Annotated in this window: 24 protein-coding genes; 8 read left to right on the plus strand and 16 right to left on the minus strand. The window is 60.4% G+C overall.

All coding sequences use genetic code 11. The features are described 5' to 3' along the window. Positions 1 to 160: 160 nt before the first annotated feature. The gene (locus ACR0I1_RS04235) at positions 161 to 526 is read right to left on the minus strand and encodes a cupin domain-containing protein (protein WP_008758336.1); all 366 of its coding nucleotides are present in this window, start codon (positions 524 to 526) and stop codon (positions 161 to 163) included. Between the two features lie 239 nt (positions 527 to 765). Here ACR0I1_RS04235 and aqpZ point away from each other — a divergent pair, with 239 nt between their 5' ends. Further along, positions 766 to 1455: an aquaporin Z gene (aqpZ, locus tag ACR0I1_RS04240; protein ID WP_170396526.1), complete on the plus strand. Its 690-nt coding sequence runs from the start codon at positions 766 to 768 to the stop codon at positions 1453 to 1455. A 51-nt stretch (positions 1456 to 1506) separates the two neighbouring features. On the opposite strand, the gene ACR0I1_RS04245 is transcribed toward aqpZ, so the two are convergent. Together ACR0I1_RS04245 and ACR0I1_RS04250 are read right to left on the minus strand one after the other, a co-directional pair. Further along, positions 1507 to 2055, minus strand: a complete 549-nt coding sequence (locus tag ACR0I1_RS04245) for a peptidylprolyl isomerase (RefSeq protein ID WP_170565963.1) — start codon at positions 2053 to 2055, stop codon at positions 1507 to 1509. Then, positions 2048 to 2554, minus strand: coding sequence for a peptidylprolyl isomerase (locus ACR0I1_RS04250; RefSeq protein WP_170396522.1), 507 nt, complete (start codon positions 2552 to 2554; stop codon positions 2048 to 2050). The genes ACR0I1_RS04245 and ACR0I1_RS04250 overlap by 8 nt, the downstream gene beginning before the upstream one ends. Before the next feature lie 135 nt (positions 2555 to 2689). Between ACR0I1_RS04250 and ACR0I1_RS04255 the strand changes: the two genes are divergently transcribed. The 6 genes from ACR0I1_RS04255 (at position 2690) to ACR0I1_RS04280 (ending at position 8424) form a co-directional block, all read left to right on the plus strand. Then, complete coding sequence (locus ACR0I1_RS04255; RefSeq protein ID WP_480705115.1) at positions 2690 to 3880, plus strand: phosphoglycerate kinase; 1191 nt, start codon at positions 2690 to 2692, stop codon at positions 3878 to 3880. 130 nt (positions 3881 to 4010) lie between these two features. Continuing rightward, positions 4011 to 4310 (plus strand): FtsB family cell division protein, encoded by a 300-nt coding sequence (locus ACR0I1_RS04260; protein WP_170626672.1) that lies wholly within the window; start codon positions 4011 to 4013, stop codon positions 4308 to 4310. 172 nt (positions 4311 to 4482) lie between these two features. Continuing rightward, complete coding sequence (gene pdhA, locus ACR0I1_RS04265) at positions 4483 to 5472, plus strand: pyruvate dehydrogenase (acetyl-transferring) E1 component subunit alpha (RefSeq protein ID WP_170396516.1); 990 nt, start codon at positions 4483 to 4485, stop codon at positions 5470 to 5472. Between the two features lie 15 nt (positions 5473 to 5487). Further along, positions 5488 to 6861 carry a pyruvate dehydrogenase complex E1 component subunit beta gene (locus ACR0I1_RS04270; RefSeq protein ID WP_480705117.1) on the plus strand — a complete coding sequence of 458 codons (1374 nt, stop codon included), beginning with the start codon at positions 5488 to 5490 and terminating at the stop codon, positions 6859 to 6861. Then, complete coding sequence (locus tag ACR0I1_RS04275) at positions 6861 to 7121, plus strand: hypothetical protein (protein WP_480705119.1); 261 nt, start codon at positions 6861 to 6863, stop codon at positions 7119 to 7121. Before ACR0I1_RS04270 ends, ACR0I1_RS04275 begins: the two co-directional genes overlap by 1 nt. Position 7122: 1 nt before the next feature. Then, entirely contained in the window at positions 7123 to 8424 is a 1302-nt protein-coding gene (locus ACR0I1_RS04280) for a pyruvate dehydrogenase complex dihydrolipoamide acetyltransferase (RefSeq protein WP_480705121.1), read from the plus strand. 71 nt (positions 8425 to 8495) lie between these two features. Here ACR0I1_RS04280 and cysE read toward each other — a convergent pair whose 3' ends face one another. Continuing rightward, positions 8496 to 9305 (minus strand): serine O-acetyltransferase, encoded by an 810-nt coding sequence (cysE, locus tag ACR0I1_RS04285; RefSeq protein WP_480705123.1) that lies wholly within the window; start codon positions 9303 to 9305, stop codon positions 8496 to 8498. 86 nt (positions 9306 to 9391) lie between these two features. Between cysE and ACR0I1_RS04290 the strand changes: the two genes are divergently transcribed. Then, complete coding sequence (locus ACR0I1_RS04290) at positions 9392 to 9730, plus strand: TraR/DksA C4-type zinc finger protein (RefSeq protein ID WP_170396506.1); 339 nt, start codon at positions 9392 to 9394, stop codon at positions 9728 to 9730. Here the strand turns inward: ACR0I1_RS04290 and ACR0I1_RS04295 are convergent. From ACR0I1_RS04295 to ACR0I1_RS04350, 12 genes are read right to left on the minus strand one after another with little or no spacing between them, the layout of a single operon-like run. Further along, the gene (locus ACR0I1_RS04295; protein ID WP_170403088.1) at positions 9711 to 10007 is read right to left on the minus strand and encodes a DUF7742 family protein; all 297 of its coding nucleotides are present in this window, start codon (positions 10005 to 10007) and stop codon (positions 9711 to 9713) included. The two genes, ACR0I1_RS04290 and ACR0I1_RS04295, sit on opposite strands and share 20 nt — an antisense overlap. 2 nt (positions 10008 to 10009) lie before the next feature. Continuing rightward, positions 10010 to 13990 (minus strand): baseplate multidomain protein megatron, encoded by a 3981-nt coding sequence (locus ACR0I1_RS04300; RefSeq protein WP_480705125.1) that lies wholly within the window; start codon positions 13988 to 13990, stop codon positions 10010 to 10012. Continuing rightward, positions 13990 to 14430, minus strand: coding sequence for an NlpC/P60 family protein (locus ACR0I1_RS04305; protein WP_170513050.1), 441 nt, complete (start codon positions 14428 to 14430; stop codon positions 13990 to 13992). The genes ACR0I1_RS04300 and ACR0I1_RS04305 overlap by 1 nt, the downstream gene beginning before the upstream one ends. After that, the gene (locus ACR0I1_RS04310) at positions 14430 to 15314 is read right to left on the minus strand and encodes a DUF2163 domain-containing protein (RefSeq protein WP_480705127.1); all 885 of its coding nucleotides are present in this window, start codon (positions 15312 to 15314) and stop codon (positions 14430 to 14432) included. The genes ACR0I1_RS04305 and ACR0I1_RS04310 overlap by 1 nt, the downstream gene beginning before the upstream one ends. After that, a complete protein-coding gene (locus ACR0I1_RS04315; protein ID WP_170565943.1) occupies positions 15314 to 15946 on the minus strand; it encodes a DUF2460 domain-containing protein in 633 nt (210 codons plus the stop codon). The genes ACR0I1_RS04310 and ACR0I1_RS04315 overlap by 1 nt, the downstream gene beginning before the upstream one ends. Before the next feature lie 12 nt (positions 15947 to 15958). Then, on the minus strand, positions 15959 to 16621 hold the full coding sequence (locus ACR0I1_RS04320; protein ID WP_480705129.1) for a phage tail tape measure protein: 663 nt from the start codon (positions 16619 to 16621) through the stop codon (positions 15959 to 15961). Then, positions 16608 to 16817 (minus strand): rcc01693 family protein, encoded by a 210-nt coding sequence (locus ACR0I1_RS04325; RefSeq protein WP_170817915.1) that lies wholly within the window; start codon positions 16815 to 16817, stop codon positions 16608 to 16610. The genes ACR0I1_RS04320 and ACR0I1_RS04325 overlap by 14 nt, the downstream gene beginning before the upstream one ends. Further along, entirely contained in the window at positions 16814 to 17128 is a 315-nt protein-coding gene (locus ACR0I1_RS04330; protein WP_170817916.1) for a gene transfer agent family protein, read from the minus strand. The genes ACR0I1_RS04325 and ACR0I1_RS04330 overlap by 4 nt, the downstream gene beginning before the upstream one ends. Continuing rightward, positions 17128 to 17541, minus strand: a complete 414-nt coding sequence (locus ACR0I1_RS04335) for a phage major tail protein, TP901-1 family (protein ID WP_170396490.1) — start codon at positions 17539 to 17541, stop codon at positions 17128 to 17130. The genes ACR0I1_RS04330 and ACR0I1_RS04335 overlap by 1 nt, the downstream gene beginning before the upstream one ends. Before the next feature lie 20 nt (positions 17542 to 17561). Next, complete coding sequence (locus tag ACR0I1_RS04340; protein WP_480705131.1) at positions 17562 to 17975, minus strand: DUF3168 domain-containing protein; 414 nt, start codon at positions 17973 to 17975, stop codon at positions 17562 to 17564. Further along, positions 17972 to 18310, minus strand: coding sequence for a phage head closure protein (locus tag ACR0I1_RS04345; protein ID WP_480705133.1), 339 nt, complete (start codon positions 18308 to 18310; stop codon positions 17972 to 17974). Before ACR0I1_RS04345 ends, ACR0I1_RS04340 begins: the two co-directional genes overlap by 4 nt. Further along, positions 18307 to 18906: a head-tail connector protein gene (locus tag ACR0I1_RS04350; RefSeq protein ID WP_480561352.1), complete on the minus strand. Its 600-nt coding sequence runs from the start codon at positions 18904 to 18906 to the stop codon at positions 18307 to 18309. The genes ACR0I1_RS04345 and ACR0I1_RS04350 overlap by 4 nt, the downstream gene beginning before the upstream one ends. Positions 18907 to 18908: the final 2 nt, after the last annotated feature.

Below are 18908 nucleotides of genomic sequence, written 5' to 3' on the forward strand. Positions count from 1 at the left end.
CAAATCAGCAACGCCGCAGGATACCCTGCGGCGTTTTTTTTGTTTTGGGGTGTTCGTCTAAATCTAACAATGACCTCAATGCGGGACGAAGCGGCCTTACACCGCGCAAGTGCCGCAATGCGCTTGGTTGATCAGGAGGGCTTGGTCTGCGTTGCCCCCGCTACTCGTACTGCACGATCATCGAAAGAAAATCATCATCGCTTGTTACAACTGTGTGGTGGCCTTTGCCGTGTTTGTCTTCCATATGCCAGACGTCACCCGGACCAATATCTCTGAATTCCCCGTCGCTCGCGGTCACGCGCACTGAGCCAGAAAGACAAATGAGCTTTTGAGCGACAGGTGTGGGATGAATTGGCTCATCCCAACCCTTCTTGAGTCTCAAGAACATGGTTTGCTTGACAGCTTCTGGCTTTGAAATCTCGATTGCTTTCGCAGGTGGTGCAAAGCTTTGCTCTTCAAGTTCGACTTCGATGTCTTTCCAATGGCTTTCGCCTTGAGCATCCGAATACAGTTTTTTGAACTTCACTTTGATACCCCCGCCACATCACAAGCCCAAAACCGATACCGGACATTGGGGCGCAAAGGAGAAAAACGCAAGTTGGGCCGAGTGTGTCGTTCTTAATCGCCAACACACCGGAATAAGCATATTCCCTAACAGCCCCCCTATCTGACGTGTCTTGAAGGAAAATTCCCCGCATTCTCACAGTTTCACAAAAAGCGTTTTTTGAATTAACCTTAAAGTCATTGATTTCTGGAGGGCTTTTCATGTCATCAAAACTCATGGCCGAATTCTTCGGTACATTCTGGCTGGTACTCGGCGGCTGCGGCAGCGCGGTACTGGCTGCAGGTGTGGCCGATGTGGGTATCGGCTGGCTGGGCGTTTCGTTCGCTTTCGGCCTAACGGTACTGACCATGGCCTACGCGGTCGGTCATATCTCGGGCGGGCATTTCAACCCGGCGGTCAGCCTTGGGCTGATGATCGGCGGGCGGTTCGATGCCAAGGATCTGATCCCCTACTGGATCGCGCAGGTGATCGGAGCGATCGCCGCAGCAGCGGTGCTGTACCTGATCGTCAGTGGCGCGCCCGGATTCGAAGGTGTCGGAGGATTTGCTTCGAACGGGTATGGCGAGGCGTCACCCGAAGGCTATTCGATGATGTCGGCCTTGGTGATCGAAATCGTCATGACGGCGTTCTTCATCGTGATCATTCTCGGTGCGACCTCCAGCGGCGCGCCTGCCGGGTTCGCCCCGATCGCGATTGGTTTGGGATTGACGCTGATCCACCTGATTTCGATCCCGGTGACGAACACCTCCGTAAATCCTGCCCGGTCAACCGGCGTGGCGTTGTTTGCTGATGGTCCGGCACTGGCGCAGCTGTGGCTGTTCTGGGTGGCACCTTTGATCGGCGGTGCGATTGGCGCACTGATCTGGCGGGCGATGTCGGACGACGATTGACCCGGCCGCATCAAGAACCCCCGGCCCGCAGAAGCGCGCCGGGGCTTTCTTTTATTCGGTCACAGTGACCTTTTTCATCGCATCCGGTTGTCCGATCACTGCGCCATTAGGGCCATCGCCCCGCTTGATCGCATCGACCACGTCCATCCCTTCTGTCACCTGACCGACAACCGTGTACTGACCATTCAGGAACGGGCCGGGCTCGAACATAATGAAGAATTGCGAGTTCGCGCTGTCTGGGTCCTGCGCCCGCGCCATACCCACGACGCCCCGGTCATAATTGAAATCCGAGAATTCAGCAGGCAGATCAGGGCGATCCGATCCACCCGTACCCGCACGACGCATGTCGCCACCGACACGGCCAAACTCAACATCGCCGGTCTGCGCCATGAACCCATCGATCACACGATGGAACACAACCCCATCGTACTGACCAGCAGCGGCCAGAGCGGTGATCTGCTCCACATGCTTGGGCGCAATATCTTCGAACAGGTCGACGGTGACGGTGCCATTGGCGCCCTCGCCCTCGATCTCAATCTCAAGCCCGGTTGCCAGCGCAGGGCTGGCCAGCAAGGTAAAAACTGCGGCCAGCTTATGCATCAGCAGCCACCTTAACGCTGATCATGCGGTCGGGGCTCGCTGGCGGCTCACCACGCACAATCGCGTCTACATGCTCCATCCCGTCGATGACGCGGCCATACACGGTGTACTGGCCGTTCAGGAAATGGTTGTCCTTGAAGTTGATGAAGAACTGAGAGTTGGCCGAATCCGGGTTGGCCGAGCGTGCCGCACCCAATGTTCCGCGATCATGGGGCAGTTTCGAAAACTCTGCCGGAACGTTCGGCAGCGACGATCCACCGGTGCCCGCCATACGAATGTTGAACCCGTCTTCCATGTCGCCATGCTGCACATCGCCGGTTTGCGCCATGAACCCGTCGATCACACGGTGGAAGGCGACGTTGTCATATTCACCACCACGCGCCAGCTCTTTCATGCGGGCCGAGTGCTGAGGGGCCACGTCGGGCAGCAGTTCGATAACGACATTGCCGTCTTTCAGCTCAATGATGATCGTGTTTTCGGGGTCTTTGATCTCGGCCATCTGGCCCTCCTGTCTTTGAAACTTGCGCAAATACCTATGACGCGGGCGCGCGAATGCCAAGTGACGCATTGACCTGAACGCAAAATGCAGGAAAAGAACCGCTGAAACTGGATGCAATGGGCAAGGATGAGCGCGATGGGCTGGAAATCTCTGGACGATATGGATCTTGGCGGTAAGCGGGTTCTGGTGCGCGTGGATATCAACGTACCGGTCGCGGATGGCGTGGTGACCGACGACACCCGCATTCAACGGATCGTGCCAACCGTGCGCGATATCCTCGCCGCAGGCGGTAAACCCATCCTGCTGGCCCATTTCGGACGCCCCGGTGGTCAGCATGTACCCGAGCTGTCATTGAAGCAGCTTGTGCCAGCACTTGAATCCGCTTTTGGGGCTCCCGTGCGCTTTGCCGATGATTGCGTGGGCTATGAGGCTGAAACCGCCGCCTCCGCCCTGACGGAAGGTGAGGTTCTGCTGCTGGAAAACACCCGCTTCCATGCCGAGGAGACCAAGAACAGCGTCCCACTTGCCCAAGGCATGGCAAAGCTGGGCGACATCTATTGCAACGATGCCTTCTCGGCAGCGCACCGCGCCCACAGCTCGACCGAGGCGCTGGCCCGTCTGCTGCCCGCCTGTGCCGGACGCCTGATGCAGCAGGAACTGAGCGCACTTGAGGCCGCCCTGGGCGCGCCCAAGCGGCCTGTCACAGCGGTTGTCGGGGGCGCCAAAGTGTCGACCAAGCTGGACCTGCTGGGCAACCTGATCGAGAAGGTTGACTATCTGGTCATCGGTGGCGGCATGGCGAATACATTCCTACTGGCGCAGGGGATCGATGTCGGCAAATCACTGGCCGAGCACGCCATGACCGATACCGCCGCCGAAATCCTCGGCAAGGCCGAAGCCGCTGGCTGTACGATCGTCCTGCCGCGCGACATCGTCGTGGCCGAAGTGTTCGAGGCCAACGCGCCGCATCAGGTGCTGCCCGCTGATCAGTGCCCTTCTGACTCGATGATCCTAGACGCCGGTCCCGAAAGCGTCGCAGCCGTGTCCGAAGTGCTGGAAAAAAGCCAGACCCTGATTTGGAACGGCCCACTGGGGGCGTTTGAGCTGACCCCGTTCGATGCCGCAACCAATGCGGCGGCGCTGAAGGCCGCAGCACTAACCCGCGATGGCAAGCTGACCTCGGTCGCGGGCGGGGGCGACACGGTGGCCGCGCTGAACGCCTCGGGCGCGGCAACGGATTTCTCATATATCTCTACTGCTGGTGGTGCCTTCCTTGAATGGATGGAAGGCAAGACCTTGCCGGGTGTGGCCGCGCTGGACCCGTAAGCGCTCAAACCTCAGGTCTCAGCTTTTTCTACTCAGGGGATTCACAAGCCGAATCACCTGTGACATAGTGCGTCGAGACATCCAAAAAGGGTGCGTTTCTGAGGCAGTATTTCACACGGCGGTTAACACAGTGTCCCGTTCCAATCGGCCCGGTTTAGGGGCCTTCATTTTCTTCACGATCGCCTTCATGCTGGGGGTGTATTTCACCTTTGCCGCCGTTCAAGGGGATTACGGTCTGTTTCGCCGGGTCGAGATTGCCGCCGAGCGCGATGTTTTGTCTCGCGATCTGGCGCAGCTGAACGCCGAGATCGAGCAGATGGAGAACCTGACTCGCCGACTGTCAGACACCTATCTGGATCTCGATCTGCTGGATCAACAGGCCCGCTCAGTGCTCGGCATGATCCGCGCGGATGAGATCGTCATCCGCTAACGAAATTTTTGACTAAGAATCTCTGCACCTTAACGCCCGGAAGATAAGCTGTGGCAGGCCGCAACTCGCGTATCCTGCCCTCGCGTAACATTAGTACTCGCCAGAACGTGTGAAATGCTCTATGAGATAGTTTAACGCTAAACTATCTTGCCGAAAGGGGGAGATCGCCACTATGGCTGCGCGAAAAACCACAAAGAAACCAAATGTTTCTGCGGAAGAACTGACCACATATTACCGCGAGATGCTGCTGATCCGCCGATTCGAGGAAAAGGCAGGTCAACTCTACGGCATGGGTCTGATCGGGGGTTTCTGCCACCTCTACATCGGTCAGGAAGCGGTTGTTGTCGGCCTTGAGGCCGCGGCCAAGGAAGGCGACAAGCGCATCACGTCCTATCGCGATCACGGCCACATGCTGGCCTGTGGTATGGACCCGGGCGGCGTAATGGCTGAATTGACCGGTCGCGAAGGCGGGCTGTCCAAAGGCAAAGGCGGCTCGATGCACATGTTCTCGAAAGAGAAGAATTTCTATGGCGGCCATGGCATCGTTGGCGCACAGGTTCCGCTGGGTGCGGGTCTGGCCTTTGCTGACAAGTACAAAGAAAACGGCGGCGTCACCTTCACCTATTTCGGTGATGGCGCGGCCAATCAGGGTCAGGTCTACGAGACCTTCAATATGGCTGCTCTTTGGGAGCTTCCGGTGGTATTCGTGATCGAAAACAACCAGTATGCCATGGGCACCGCGCAAGCACGCTCGACCTCTTCGGCCGACATCTACCACCGCGGTCAAGCCTTCGGAATACCGGGCGAAATGGTGAACGGCATGGACGTTCTGGCCGTCAAAGCCGCAGGTGAAAAAGCGGTCGCCCACTGCCGTGCGGGCAAAGGTCCCTACATCCTCGAGGTAAAAACCTACCGCTATCGCGGCCACTCGATGTCTGACCCGGCCAAGTACCGTACACGCGAAGAGGTTCAAAAGGTCCGCGAACAAAGCGACCCGATCGAGCACGTGCGCGAGCTGCTGCTGACCGGCAAACACGCGACCGAGGATGACCTGAAGGCGATCGACAAAGAGATCAAAGAGGTCGTCAATCAGGCCGCCGAATTCTCGAAAGAAAGCCCCGAGCCGTCGCTGGACGAGCTCTGGACTGATATCTACGCCTGAGAGGACGAATAAGACATGGCAACCGAAATTCTCATGCCCGCCCTTTCGCCCACGATGGAAGAGGGCACATTGGCCAAGTGGCTGGTCAAGGAAGGCGACACCGTATCCTCGGGCGACATCATGGCCGAGATCGAAACCGACAAGGCGACGATGGAGTTCGAAGCCGTCGATGAAGGCATCGTCGGTAAGATTCTGATCAGCGAGGGCACCGAAGGGGTCAAAGTAAACACCCCTATCGCGATCCTGGTCGAAGATGGTGAAGACGCCTCCGCCCTGCCCGTGGCTGCGCCCGCAGCCGCAGCGGAGGCCGAAGCCGCCCCTGCGGCGGTTGAGGCCCCCGCTCCTGCCGCAGCAGCCCCCGCTGCTCCGGTTGTGGACCTGTCGCCCGATTGGCCTGCCGACGCCGAGATGGCGCAGCAAACCGTCCGCGAAGCCTTGCGCGACGCGATGGCCGAAGAAATGCGCGGCGACGAAGATGTCTATCTGATGGGCGAAGAAGTCGCTGAATATCAGGGCGCCTATAAAATCTCTCAAGGCCTGCTCGATGAATTCGGTGCCAAACGTGTCATCGACACCCCGATCACTGAACACGGCTTCACCGGCATTGCCGTCGGCTCGGCCTTTGGCGGGCTGAAACCGATTGTCGAGTTCATGACCTTCAACTTCGCCATGCAGGCGATTGACCAGATCATCAACTCTGCCGCCAAAACGCTTTATATGTCTGGCGGTCAGATGGGCTGTCCGATCGTATTCCGTGGCCCTAACGGTGCCGCTGCCCGCGTGGCCGCGCAACACTCGCAGGACTACGCCGCATGGTACATGCAGGTGCCCGGTCTCAAAGTGGTGATGCCCTATTCCGCAGCCGATGCCAAAGGTCTGCTGAAATCAGCCATCCGCGACCCGAACCCGGTGGTCTTCCTGGAAAACGAAATCCTCTACGGCCGGTCCTTCGACGTGCCGCAAGTGGATGACCTGACCATCCCGCTGGGCAAGGCCCGCATCTGGCGCGAAGGCTCGGATGTGACCGTCGTCAGCTTCGGCATCGGCATGCAATATGCGCTGGAAGCCGCAGACAAACTGGCCGAAGACGGCATCAGCGCCGAAGTGATCGACCTGCGTACTATCCGTCCGATGGATACTGGCGCGATCATCAACTCGGTGATGAAAACCAACCGTCTTGTGACCGTCGAAGAAGGCTGGCCGCAAGGTTCCGTTGGTAGCTACATCAGCTCGGTCGTCATGCAGGAAGCGTTCGATTATCTCGACGCCCCGGTCATCACCCTCACCGGCAAAGATGTTCCGATGCCATATGCGGCGAACCTCGAAAAGCTGGCGCTGATCACCACTGATGAGGTGATCGCTGCGGTGAAACAGGTGACCTACCGGTAATGGAGATCAGGGGCCGCGATCCAGCAACCGAATGCTACCGTGTCGAGATTGACATCGACAACCGCATCGTGCGGGCGCTTGTACCCGAGCGATTGGCGGCGGATATGCGGTTGATCGGCGCGCGCCCCTCACACCAGACCGCCTATCTCTGGATGGCGGAGAACAAAGACAAAATCGAGGCTGCGATTGCGACACTCGCACGCGGCACCGGGCGCCCCAAGGCGCCCTTTGACCAAATTACTCTGATTGAGGAGCGCTGAAATGCCCACCGAAATCCTGATGCCTGCCCTGTCCCCGACGATGGAGGAAGGCACACTTGCAAAATGGCTCGTCAAGGAAGGCGACACCGTCTCCTCGGGCGATCTGCTGGCCGAAATTGAAACCGACAAGGCAACAATGGAGTTCGAGGCCGTTGACGAAGGCACCGTCGGCAAGATCCTTATTGCTGAGGGAACCGAAGGCGTTAAAGTCAACACCGCCATCGCAGTCCTGCTGGAAGATGGGGAAAGCGCTGATGATATCGGTGCAACGCCAACCGCTGCTCCCGCGGCTGCGCCAGCTGCCGCAGCGGGCAACGAGGCTGCCGCACCGGCGGCACCCGAGGCGCCCGCCCCTGCCCCAGCGGCACCGGCCAAAGCGGATGGCGGTCGTATTTTTGCCTCCCCCCTTGCTCGTCGGATTGCCGCGCAAAAGGGTCTAGATCTGGCTCAAATCTCAGGTTCTGGCCCTCATGGCCGTATCGTCAAAGCCGATGTGGAAAGCGCCACAGCCACACCTGCAGCGGCACCTGCGCCTGCTGCTGCAGCCGCCCCAACCGCCGCCGCTCCCGCAGGTCCATCGGCGGACGCCGTGGCCAAGATGTACGGAGGCCGCGAATACGAAGAGATCAAACTCGATGGCATGCGCAAGACCATCGCCGCGCGTCTGTCTGAGGCCAAACAGACCATCCCGCATTTCTACCTGCGTCGCGACATTAAGCTGGATGCGCTACTCAAGTTCCGCAGCCAGTTGAACAAGCAGCTCGAAGGCCGGGGTGTGAAGCTCAGCGTCAACGACTTCATCATCAAGGCCGTCGCCAACGCGCTGCAGCAGGTGCCCGAGTGCAATGCAGTCTGGGCGGGTGACCGGGTTCTGCAACTGAAACCTTCGGATGTAGCTGTTGCCGTCGCCATCGAGGGCGGTCTGTTCACTCCGGTCCTGCAAGATGCCGACACCAAATCGCTGTCGGCGCTGTCGACCGAGATGAAAGACCTCGCCGGACGCGCCCGCGAGCGCAAGCTGGCCCCGCACGAGTACCAAGGCGGTACTTTCGCAGTCTCGAACCTCGGCATGTTCGGCATCGACAATTTCGATGCCATCGTGAACCCGCCGCATGCAGGTATCCTCGCAGTTGGTACCGGCCTCAAGAAACCCATCGTGGGCGATGACGGAGAACTGACGGTCGCAACCGTCATGTCCGTCACCATGTCGGTCGATCACCGGGTCATCGACGGCGCGCTTGGCGCTCAGCTGCTGCAAGCCATCGTCGACAACCTGGAAAATCCGATGGTCATGTTGGCCTAAGCCCAGAAGATCATGCACAAAAAAGGCCGCCTCGAACCCCGAGGCGGCCTTTTTCGTCTATTCACTCCGAATTACTGGTCTTTCCCCAGCATATGATCCATCGAGATTGACGGCTGATCGCACCCGGCCTCGCCCACGATCTTGGCGGGAATGCCAGCGACCGTCGTGCACGGTGGCACTTCCTGCAGCACCACTGATCCGGCGGCGATACGGCTGCAATGGCCAACCTCAATATTGCCCAGAACCTTGGCACCCGCGCCGATCAGAACGCCGTCACCGATGGTTGGATGGCGCTGTTCTTCTTCCTTACCGGTTCCGCCCAGCGTCACCGAATGCAGCATCGAAACATTGTCCCCAACCACAGCGGTTTCACCGATCACGATAGAATGGGCATGGTCGATCATGATGCCTTTACCGATGCGGGCAGCTGGATGGATATCAATGCCGAATATCTCGGAAGATCGCATCTGGAAGAAATACGCCAGATCATGGCGCCCCTTGTTCCAAAGCCAGTGGGCTACGCGATAAGCCTGCGTCGCCTGATACCCCTTGAAATAAAGGATCGGTTGCAGCAGGCGGTGGCAGGCCGGATCGCGTTCATAAACAGCCATCAGGTCCGCGCGCGCGGCTTCAATCAACGCTTTGTCGTCAGCATAGGCCTCATCCACGATCTCACGCAGTACCATCATCGACATCTCATTCGAGCATAGCTTGGCCGAGATGCGATAGGACAATGCCCTCTCAAGACTGCGGTGATGTAAGATACAGGCGTGTACCAACCCGCCCATCAGCGGCTCTTTCTCGACGGCTGCATGGGCTTCCGAGGTGATGCGGTCCCAAACCGGGTCCACGGGTGTCACTTGGCTGCGCGTTTCGAACATGGCTTTTCATCCTTTGCTGCGCTTAGAATAGCCATCTAGTCGTAAAATTACCAAACGCAAACCCTTGATATGCACTACAACAAAAAATGAACTCAGCCGATCTGGACCATTTTCGGAAGCTTATTCACCAGCGCCTTCGCGATCTCGCCGCGCAATCCGCCGCCGGTCAGGATGCGCAATCAGTTGTGGAGCTGGATCAACAGGCAGTGGGTCGGCTCAGCCGGATGGATGCGTTGCAAAATCAAGCAATGGCCAAGGCGCAACAGGCCCGGCGCGACACCGAAACGCATCGGCTTCGGGCCGCGCTGAACCGGATGGACGAAGACGAATTCGGCTATTGCGAAGATTGCGGCGAGGAAATAGCGCACGGAAGGCTAGAGCTGGACCTTGCCGCCTCAAAATGTGTCAGCTGCGCATCTGGCTGATTTGGAACCGGATCAGTTTTCGCAGAACCATCTCGAAACATTGGCAATATTGCAGATCGTCGAAATTTGGCTCGTCTGCCAAGGGCCGGCAGCGCGCGGCTGCCATCAACGAGCCATTTCCATAAACAGGATGCAACCGCCCTGTTCTGGCGACATGTCGATCCGCCAGTTCGGCCTCAGCAATCAGGAGGGTGCTTATCCTATCGCGGTCGGTTCGCGGCGCGGCCAGCAAAGCCCGCGCCGCCGCGCTGAGATCTCCGTGCAGGACTGGCCGCACGGCTAGCCGACCGAAAGGCGCGCAAACGCCCCGGGTCCGTAGGTAGCCGAAACCTGCGCGACTGCGATATCGTAGGGTCCGGCCAGCCCGTCATCGGCTTTCATCGCGGCAGAATACTGCCAAACCGGATCACTGGTGACAGTTTCGCGCAACAAAGCACCCTCAATGAAGACGCGGATCAGATAGGATTCGCTTTCTTCGCCCAGAGGCACATCCAATGCGCTCCAGTCATCGCCATCAATCCGGGTGCGGCGCACCCACGAGATCTTGTCCCCGGTAGCCGACGCAGAAGCCTGCAAATGCACTGGCGCATAAGGTCTCAGCCCATTGCCATCGAACGCTTCAACCAGATGCACATATGCCGGGTCCTCGTAGCCGCGCGTTGCAGGGCCGATACGGTAATGCTTGGCCACGCGGCGTTCGGTGCGCAGCAACCCGGTCTGATAAACACGTTCATCCAGTAGGACAAAGGTAGACGCTTCAGGCCATACATCCGGCATCAGGGCATCCGTACCCAACTGACCACGCAAGCGGCCTGACAAATTGTAAACGCCAGTCTCCTGCAAGACCGCATCCGAGAACTGAAACACTTCCCAATTGCCCGGTGTTCCGTCACCGATGGCAGCCAGATTGGCACCACTCAGCAACGCCGAGCGTGGACGCGACTCCAAAACGCCATCGATCAGGTTGACACGCAACGCGGCCCCTTCGTCCCAGATCCCAGCGCCTGCGCGTCGCAGGGGTGTTTCGGTGAAGCCAATCACCGCCTGCCCCGCGATCACTTGATGCAAGGTATAGTCCTCATCCTGTGCAGCCGAATAGACAGCCACGTTACCGGGCCAGGGCTCGGCCGATATCGCCAGATACGGCGCATGGGGCGCTTCGGATCCAGTGATCAGCGGCAGATCCATGAACACCGGCAGAACTGGCACCGGAGCAATGAATGGCTTGGCTGTCGCTACATCATCCAAAACATCGGACGGGGTATAAACTCCGGGTTCAATCCGCACTGCATCCGCCAATTGCATCTCGGCCTGTTCCAGCCGGTCGATCCGATATAGCGTTCCGTCCCCGCCATCCGGCAAACGCACCACATCGCCGGCTCCGACATGCAGCAGCGAGGGCGGCAGAGCAAATCGTACAGTCTCGCGCGAGATGCGGGATTCGCTTAGCCAGCGCTCGACCGTCTGACGCCCTTCGGCGCGAGTCATCGACAATGGCATTTCGTTGACGGCGACCGAATGGGTTCTGTCATCAGGCAAGACGGCCTCTTCCGCGACAACATCATAGTCCGCATCCGATTGGACAAACCGCAGACGCACACGCCCGGTCATCTCGGCGTCTGCCTCGCGGCGATGTTCCACTGGCCCGTCGATATCCGCGCTGATGGCGATCTGCTCGGGGTCAATGTCAACGGCCCGACGCCCGTCGCGGGTTCTGAACTTCAGCACCCCGTCCCGCTCGATCGCGTCGAACCCATAGCGCAGCATCAGCGGCTGCAAGGCCTGCCGAGCATTCATTACGTCCTCAACCGCGTAACCGCGTACCACGCCGTAGAGCTCGGACACATCAATCGCCGTCACCCCTGCCTCAAGGCAGATTTCTGTCACGACCGAGGCCAGAGTCCGCGACCCGGATCGCCCGTTCAGCCAATGCCCACGTGCATAGTTATCGCCGTCCGACCACTGCGACCGCAGGTTCGGGAAAGTCGGGAACGGACGCGCATCCCAAGCCCAGACAAAGGCGTTCGACAGGTCCACCATCGGACCGTCATAGATATCTGAAACCGGGTTGATCTCAGCATCACCCCAATAGCCAAGGACGGCCCGAAGGTACTGAACCATGATAAAATCATCCCGTACCCCGTTGGAATAGCGCGGCAAATTCGATTCAGACGACTTTGGGTCCAAGAATTTGTTCGGCTGGTTCGTGCCCTTGTCGATGGCCGCGCAGCCCAGTTCGGTGAACCAGATTGGCTTGGACCCCGGAACCCAACCCGTGGGTGTTTGATGCCGCACGCCCCCGATCCGCTCATGATGTCGGTTCGCCCACCAGTTGCGCAGGTCCTTGTACCGCCAGACCCACGGCTCGCCATGATCGTCATCAGTGATCGGGCTTCGGATCTGCGCTTCGGCTTCCTCGGGTGACGCATAGTACCAATCATACCCCTCGCCGCCTTCGATATTGCCGCGCAGATAGTCCAGATCGTAGATCGACCCATTCGACACCTCAGCGTCCAGATGCGAGGCCCTATCCCGCCAGTCGGACAGCGGCATATAGTTGTCGATGCCGACAAAATCTATGTTCTCATCGGCCCAAAGCGGGTCGAGGTGGAAATACCGGTCTCCGGTGCCGTCTTGCGGCTGATACCCGAAATACTCGGTCCAGTCTGCGGCATAGCCGACCTTAGTTTCCGGCCCCAATATCGCGCGCACTTCCGCGGCCAGAGACCGCAGCTCCGCAACTGCAGTGAAGCCAGACGCGCCGCGGATTTGCGTTAGCCCGCGCATCTCGGACCCGATGCAGAAGGACTCCACGCCGCCCGCCGCCTTGCAAAGGGCCGCATAGTGCAGAATGAACCGCCGTAATCCCCATTCGCTAGGGCCGCGATAGGTCACTTTGCTGCCGCTGGTCGAGAAATGTGACGCGCGCGCCGTACCAAAGAACGCCGCCACCTGCGCATCCGCATCGGCAGTTTGATCCGGCGAGCCTGGCCGCCCCGGAGCAACATCCAAAGTGATCCGCCCACGCCAAGGCAAATGTGGCTGATCCGGCGCATCGGACCACGGATCAGGCAGGCCGTTGCCCTCTGATTGCTCCATCAAAATAAACGGATAAAACATAACCCGTTTGCCCGAGTTCTTCAGGTGCCGGATCGCCTGCACTACGGCCGCATCAGCCGGTGTGCCGCCATAAACCGGACGCCCATCCTGCCATTTCACCTGCCCCGCCGCAGTTCGGGACAGACCTGAAACACTCCAGGGCATGTTTGCGCCCTCGATATTCTTGCGTTCAACCTTGGGGCGGATCTGGCATTCTCCGCAGCGCAAATCATCGCCGAACCACGACACGATCAACGAAGCCGCCTCGCAGCCCGGCAATTCCTGGTCGAGCGCCCGCGTCGAGGTCACCAGATCGGACTTGCCCGATGGTGAATTGACATTCGCCGCCCAACTGCGCCCCCGGCCCTTGGTGTAATTAACCTGAGATGAAGCCAGCGCGTATTCACCCGTACCCGGCATCAAGGCCACCCCCTTGATGATCCGTGACAGCGCGTCCGCCGCATCCGGCATCTCTTCTTGTTCCTGCCGCACCACCTCGAACGAGAATTGCGGCACGCGGTTGCCAAAGGGGCCCAGCGCCAGATCTTCGATCACCACATAAGCCGTGCCGCGATAAGCAGGCACCGTACCTGTGCCTTCAACCGCTTCCATCAGAGGATCGGGCAGTTGCTCGTGATCGCCACGATATATCCGCATGTTCAGCGTTCGGCGCTCGACCTCTTCACCATCGGCCCAGATGCGTGTGATATCCGCAACTTTGCCTGCGCCCACGGCAATCGCCAGAGATACCGAATAGCTATAGCTATGCGTCGTCGTGGTCGTCGTCACTTCGACGGGCTTCGGCTTGCCTTTGCCGCCACCGCCACCGCCCGAGGTTTGGGTCGTTGTCGAGGTCGATCGGGTTTCCAGAAAGTCCGAGGCCCAGATGACCTGCCCTCCAACCCGCATCCGGCCGTAGACCGTCGCGACGGTCGCACCCTCGCCGGTTTCGGTGAGACGGAAACGATCCAGACGCCCGGTCTCGACCACCTCGCTGCCGCCGCCCATTACGGATTGGCTGGCCATCAACCGGTTGTCGATCACCCGCCCCAGCGTCGCTCCGACCGCGCGGCCAATCACCGCCGTGGACAGACCCGCAACCGAGCCCCCGATCGAACCACCTATTGCCGCACCTGCAGCAGACAGAACTATTGTGGCCATCAGAAATCCTCCAGCGGGAACTCGAAACAAGCGACCACGCGGCGACGCCAAGGCTCGCTCAGCGTGTTTTCAACAACCCCATGCCCGGTATAGGCGTGGATGAATCGCATCGGGTCTTGGGCGCTGACGATGCCCAGATGCTTTGCCACTGCCGCATCCCGCATCCGAAACAGCAATACATCCCCGGGGGCCAAATCATCGGCCGATTTCTCGACTAGATGGCGACGGGCTGCGGCCCACATGCGCTCCTCACCCTGTGGCTCGGACCAATCCATGCTGTAGACCGGCACCGCCTCAGGCTCATGCCCCATCACCGCCCGCCAAACGCCCCGCAGTAAGCCCAGACAATCGGCGCCTGCACCCCGAACAGAGGCCTGATGAACATAAGGTGTGCCCAGCCATCCGCGCGCTTCGTCCACGATATCTTGTTTTGTCCGCATCATCGCCTGCTTCCCCCTTTGTGTTGACTACTGCGCTTGGGTACGGCCATGACCCAATCCTCGTGCGGCAGGTCAGGGAAGCCCTGAAAATTCAGCATGTTGTTGAACTTCAGTCGGCAAGTGGTCGTGCGCTTGTCACACCCGGCGATCAGCTGGACCCGGTCCCCAACCGCCAGTCCGCCGCCAATCGCCGACCACAGCGTGACATCGCGGCCATCTCTGACCTGTTCATCCAGCTTGATCGAGGCCCACAGGCCCTGCGCAGCCCCGTCCAGCACATCCAGCCTGCCGCGTTCAAACCAACCCGCATCAGAACTCTCCGCGCCCTGCAAACGCAAAGCCGCGCCGTCCAGCGCGACAATTTCAGCCTCAGCGCGATAACCCGGCGTCTCCAGGGCAAAGCGGCACGCCTTATCCCCCAACACTGCCGTACAGGGCTTCTGATAAATCCGCCCTAAAGGCCGGTTCAGCAGATCGGTCAACCCGCGCAATTCCGCATGAAACGCCCCGCCAGCGCGACGCAACTCACCAATCGAACCACGAAACTGCAGCATCCGCTGCTCAGGATCGGCCCAATTGACCAGCCAGGCCCGCACCTCGGCCCCATCAAAGCGCCCCGCCTCGATATCCTCTTCCCGGACCGAGGCATCAGACAGCGCGCCCATCGCCTCGGTATTATCGATCGACAGGCCGGTTGCCTGCTCGATCGCCGCAGCGGTCAGACCGGTGCTGGCTTTGAACACCAGCCCGTCAAAGCGCAACTCCATATCGTGATCCGTGAAACCATAGACCTGCCCGTCGCTGCGCGTGATTGCCCAGCAACGACAGGTGGTGGTCAGCCCGCTTTGCAAATGCGCCTGCAGCGCCTGTTTGTCCCCGCTCATCAGACCCGCACCTCGACCACCGGTACGTTCGGGACGTCACCGGCCTGAAAGCTGGCAACGCTGGTCTGGATCTTGTCGGTGTCGAACCGTACCGGAACGTCGAACTCAAACCCGGCTGTAATCTCGACCTGCTCAGGCGGCGGGGCCGAGAACATCACGCGCCCGGTCGCCAGATCGACCTCAAAGTCCACGCCTTCGCGTTGCGCGTCCTGATCCAGCCCCAGCGTCACGGTCCCCAGTACCGGCTTCAGGATTGGCCGCACATAGCTGAACCCGCCCGAGCTGTAAGTCTTGACCAGTTGAAACGAAACCGTCTCGCCATCTCCGCGCGCAATCACCTGATCGCCCTTGTCGACCTCAGCCGTCGCCGCGCCCGATTTGAAATCCGACCAGTCCTTCCAGCGGAATCCAAACATCTGGCCTTGCCGCGCCTCGAAGAAGGAAATCAATGTCTCGATATCGTCTAGCGACCGCATCCCCAGCCCGGCATCATAGCGCCTGCGCGAATGCGCCCAGGGCGTGTTGCGTTCTTCGAACCCGTTGGCCAGCGTCACGATATCCGTGCGCCGTTCCGGCCCACCGACCGAGCCAAAGCTCAGGCTGGCGGGAAATCTCACCTCGTGGAAATTCATCGCCTGCTCCCCTTATCTGTTGCGATTGCCGCGGCCCAATGCGCGGCTCATCTGCGCCGCAATCTGCCCCTGAGAGCGGCGGAACCCCTGCACGTCCGGTGTTGAGATATTCATCACCACGTTGACCGCTCGCCCGCCACCCTGTGACCGCACACCCAGCTTGCCATCGGCCCCGCGCGCCAGTGGCATGATCGCCTCGGGACCCGCCTCACCCATCAACCCGGTGCCGCCTCGCATCGGAAACATCGTCGGGCTGCTAACGACCCCACCATTGGCAAACGGCATCACACGGCCCTGAGAAAAACTGCCTCCATCCGCAAAGGGCAGTATCCCCTGCACCAAGCCACCAACCCCGTTGGCCAGCATGCCGCCAAAATGATCCGTCACAGGTTTGATGGCCGCCGAATAGGCCGTGCGGATCATCGAGTTCTTCAGCACATCCAGCGCCCCCGACAGGTTCATCCCATCCAGCACCACGCCATCAAAAGCCTTGCGCAACCCGCCCGACATGCCACGCTCCAGCGTGGCCACATCTTTTCCAGTCTCTTCAAACGCAGCCTTGATCCGCCGCATCTGACCATCAAACGCTGATGCCATTGTCGCGGCGTCGCCCAACGCATCACCCAGCGCATCTCCCCGCTCCTGCAGGTCGTCAAAACCATCACGATCCGTCATCACGCTCTCCTTGTGTCTTGTCCGGATAGGCCGCGAGCAGCGCATCCAGCCCTGACCGGTTCATCGCCGGCATCCCCGCGCACTGCCCCAGCATCAGCCGCAGCTCGGCCGGGGTCAGACACCAGAACTGATCCGGCGTCAGACGCAGGCCGAGAAATCCGGCCCGCATCAGGACGGGCCAGTCGAACCCGCTCACTCGGGCACCATGAAGGCGTGCGCCAGCAGCTCGGCCGCCGCCTTGGCCCCCGCCATCGGCCCACCCGCAATCTCGGCATGCAGCAGATCATCGCGCGTGACCTGCGCTCCGCCGCCCCGCAACCCGGCAACTAGCAGCGCCAGCACATCACCGCTGGAGTAAGCCCCGCCTTCAAACCGCTGCACCAGTTCGACCAGAGACCCGGCCTGCAGCTCTTGTTCCAATTCCGCCAAAGCACCCAATGTCAGCTTGAGTACCCGCTGCTCCCCATCGATGGTCAGCGCCACCTCGCCCGTCCACGGATTGGCCATCAGAGCGCCGTAAAGCTCAGCGCACCGGCGCTTGCCATGCTCATCTCATAGGTCGCCTCACCGTTGTGCGAGCCCGCATATTCGATGCTGCTGACCTGAAACGGGCCTTCGACAATACCGAAATCGGGGATGATCACCTGAAAGCCGGGCGTCTCACCGTCAAAGAACAGCTGGCGCGCACGCTCATCTGTGCCCGCATCCTTGAACACGCCCGAGCCCGAGATCGCGGCCGATTTGACCCCGGCCCCCGACAGCAGCTCGCGCCACCCGCCTTGGCTTTCCAGACTGGTCACATCCACACTTTCCGCGTTGAAACTGATCCGCGTGGCGCGCAGCCCCGCGATGGTCTCGAACAGGCCGGTGCCGTTCATATCCACTTTGACCAACAGGTCTTTTCCGTTCTGGGCAGCCATATGCTCACTCCGTTGATTGCTTAGTCGTCTTCCACGCGGGCGCGGAATCTCAGATCGATCTGGCGGATCGCGCCGCCAGTTCCCGTGCGTCGGGCGCTAGCGCGTTCGAACCACAGCCCCACCAGATGGCCCCGGTCGAATGTCAACGCCGCGCCTTCCAGTGCGTCACACACTGCGCCCGCCAATGTCTTGGCCGCGCCAAAGCCCGCCGCTTCGGACACCACTGAGACCGTGAACCGATGCACCGCGCCTGCGCCCGTCCGGTCCGACGCGTCGCGCACCTCTTCCGGGCCAAGTGTCACGTAAGTTTGCGGCAACACTCCCGACGGCACCGCGTCATAGATCGCACCACCCGAAAGGGTGCTGACCTGCGCATCCCCCGCCAATTGTTGAAACACCGCCGCCTGCAAAGCGGCTGCAACGCCATAGCTCATGCGGCCACCTCTTCATCCGCGAAACAAGTCAGGTACTGGCCGCGTGGATCGCGCTCGGCCACTGCACGAATGACAAACCGGCGCGCCCCCTCAACAAATCGCTGATCAGGCGTAGGCCGCATCGAGGACCCCTCAGGTGCGCCCCGGACTACGATCCGATAGCCAACCCGCGACACCGAGGCGCCACCGACCGCGCGTTCCGCCCCGCTACGTGCCGTCACCTCGGCCCAAAGCGAACCCAGCGCAGTCCAGGTCTCGGTATACCCCCCCGCGCCGTCCGCGCTGCGCACCGGAGCCTCCAGCACCAGCTTGCGGTTCAATCGCGGCGCGCTCATTGAGTCACCCCTGCACTGAAGCGCACCGTGCGATAGCGCTGGATCAAACTTGTCACGCCAAAGGGCATGCACCCCGCGCCCAGCGCCGTCTCATCGCGGTATTCGTAGTAATGCGCCGCCAGCAGCAGCACCGCCTGCCCAAGGTCAGCGGGCAGCCCGCCCCAATCCGTGGCCATCCCGACAGTGAAGGCAATCTTCACCGAGCCGCCGGTCTGCACCCTTGGCAAGCAAGTGCCAACCGGACGCAACCGAGGGCGCTGCATGTCGCGCTCCAAACGGTAAGCTTCGGCATCCACAACCATGTCGGTCCCCGCCGCATCCGTCAGCGTGATCGCAGCAACCGAGACCACCGGGGCCACCGGCAGCACTTCACCTGCTGGATCGCGCCAACCGTTCAGGCTCCACGAGAAATCCCGTTCGATCAGCACCTTACCGGTGCGCGCCTCAATCGCCGCAATGGCCGCACGCAGAAAGCCATTCAACACCTCGTCCTGCACATTGCCCTCGGCAAACCCCGTGCCCAGCCGCAGATGCGCCTTGAACTGATCCACCGGCAGCGCCGCATCCGCGATGGCGGTTTCTTCGATCAACATCATCC

It is taken from the genome of Ruegeria sp. B11, assembly GCF_056539785.1.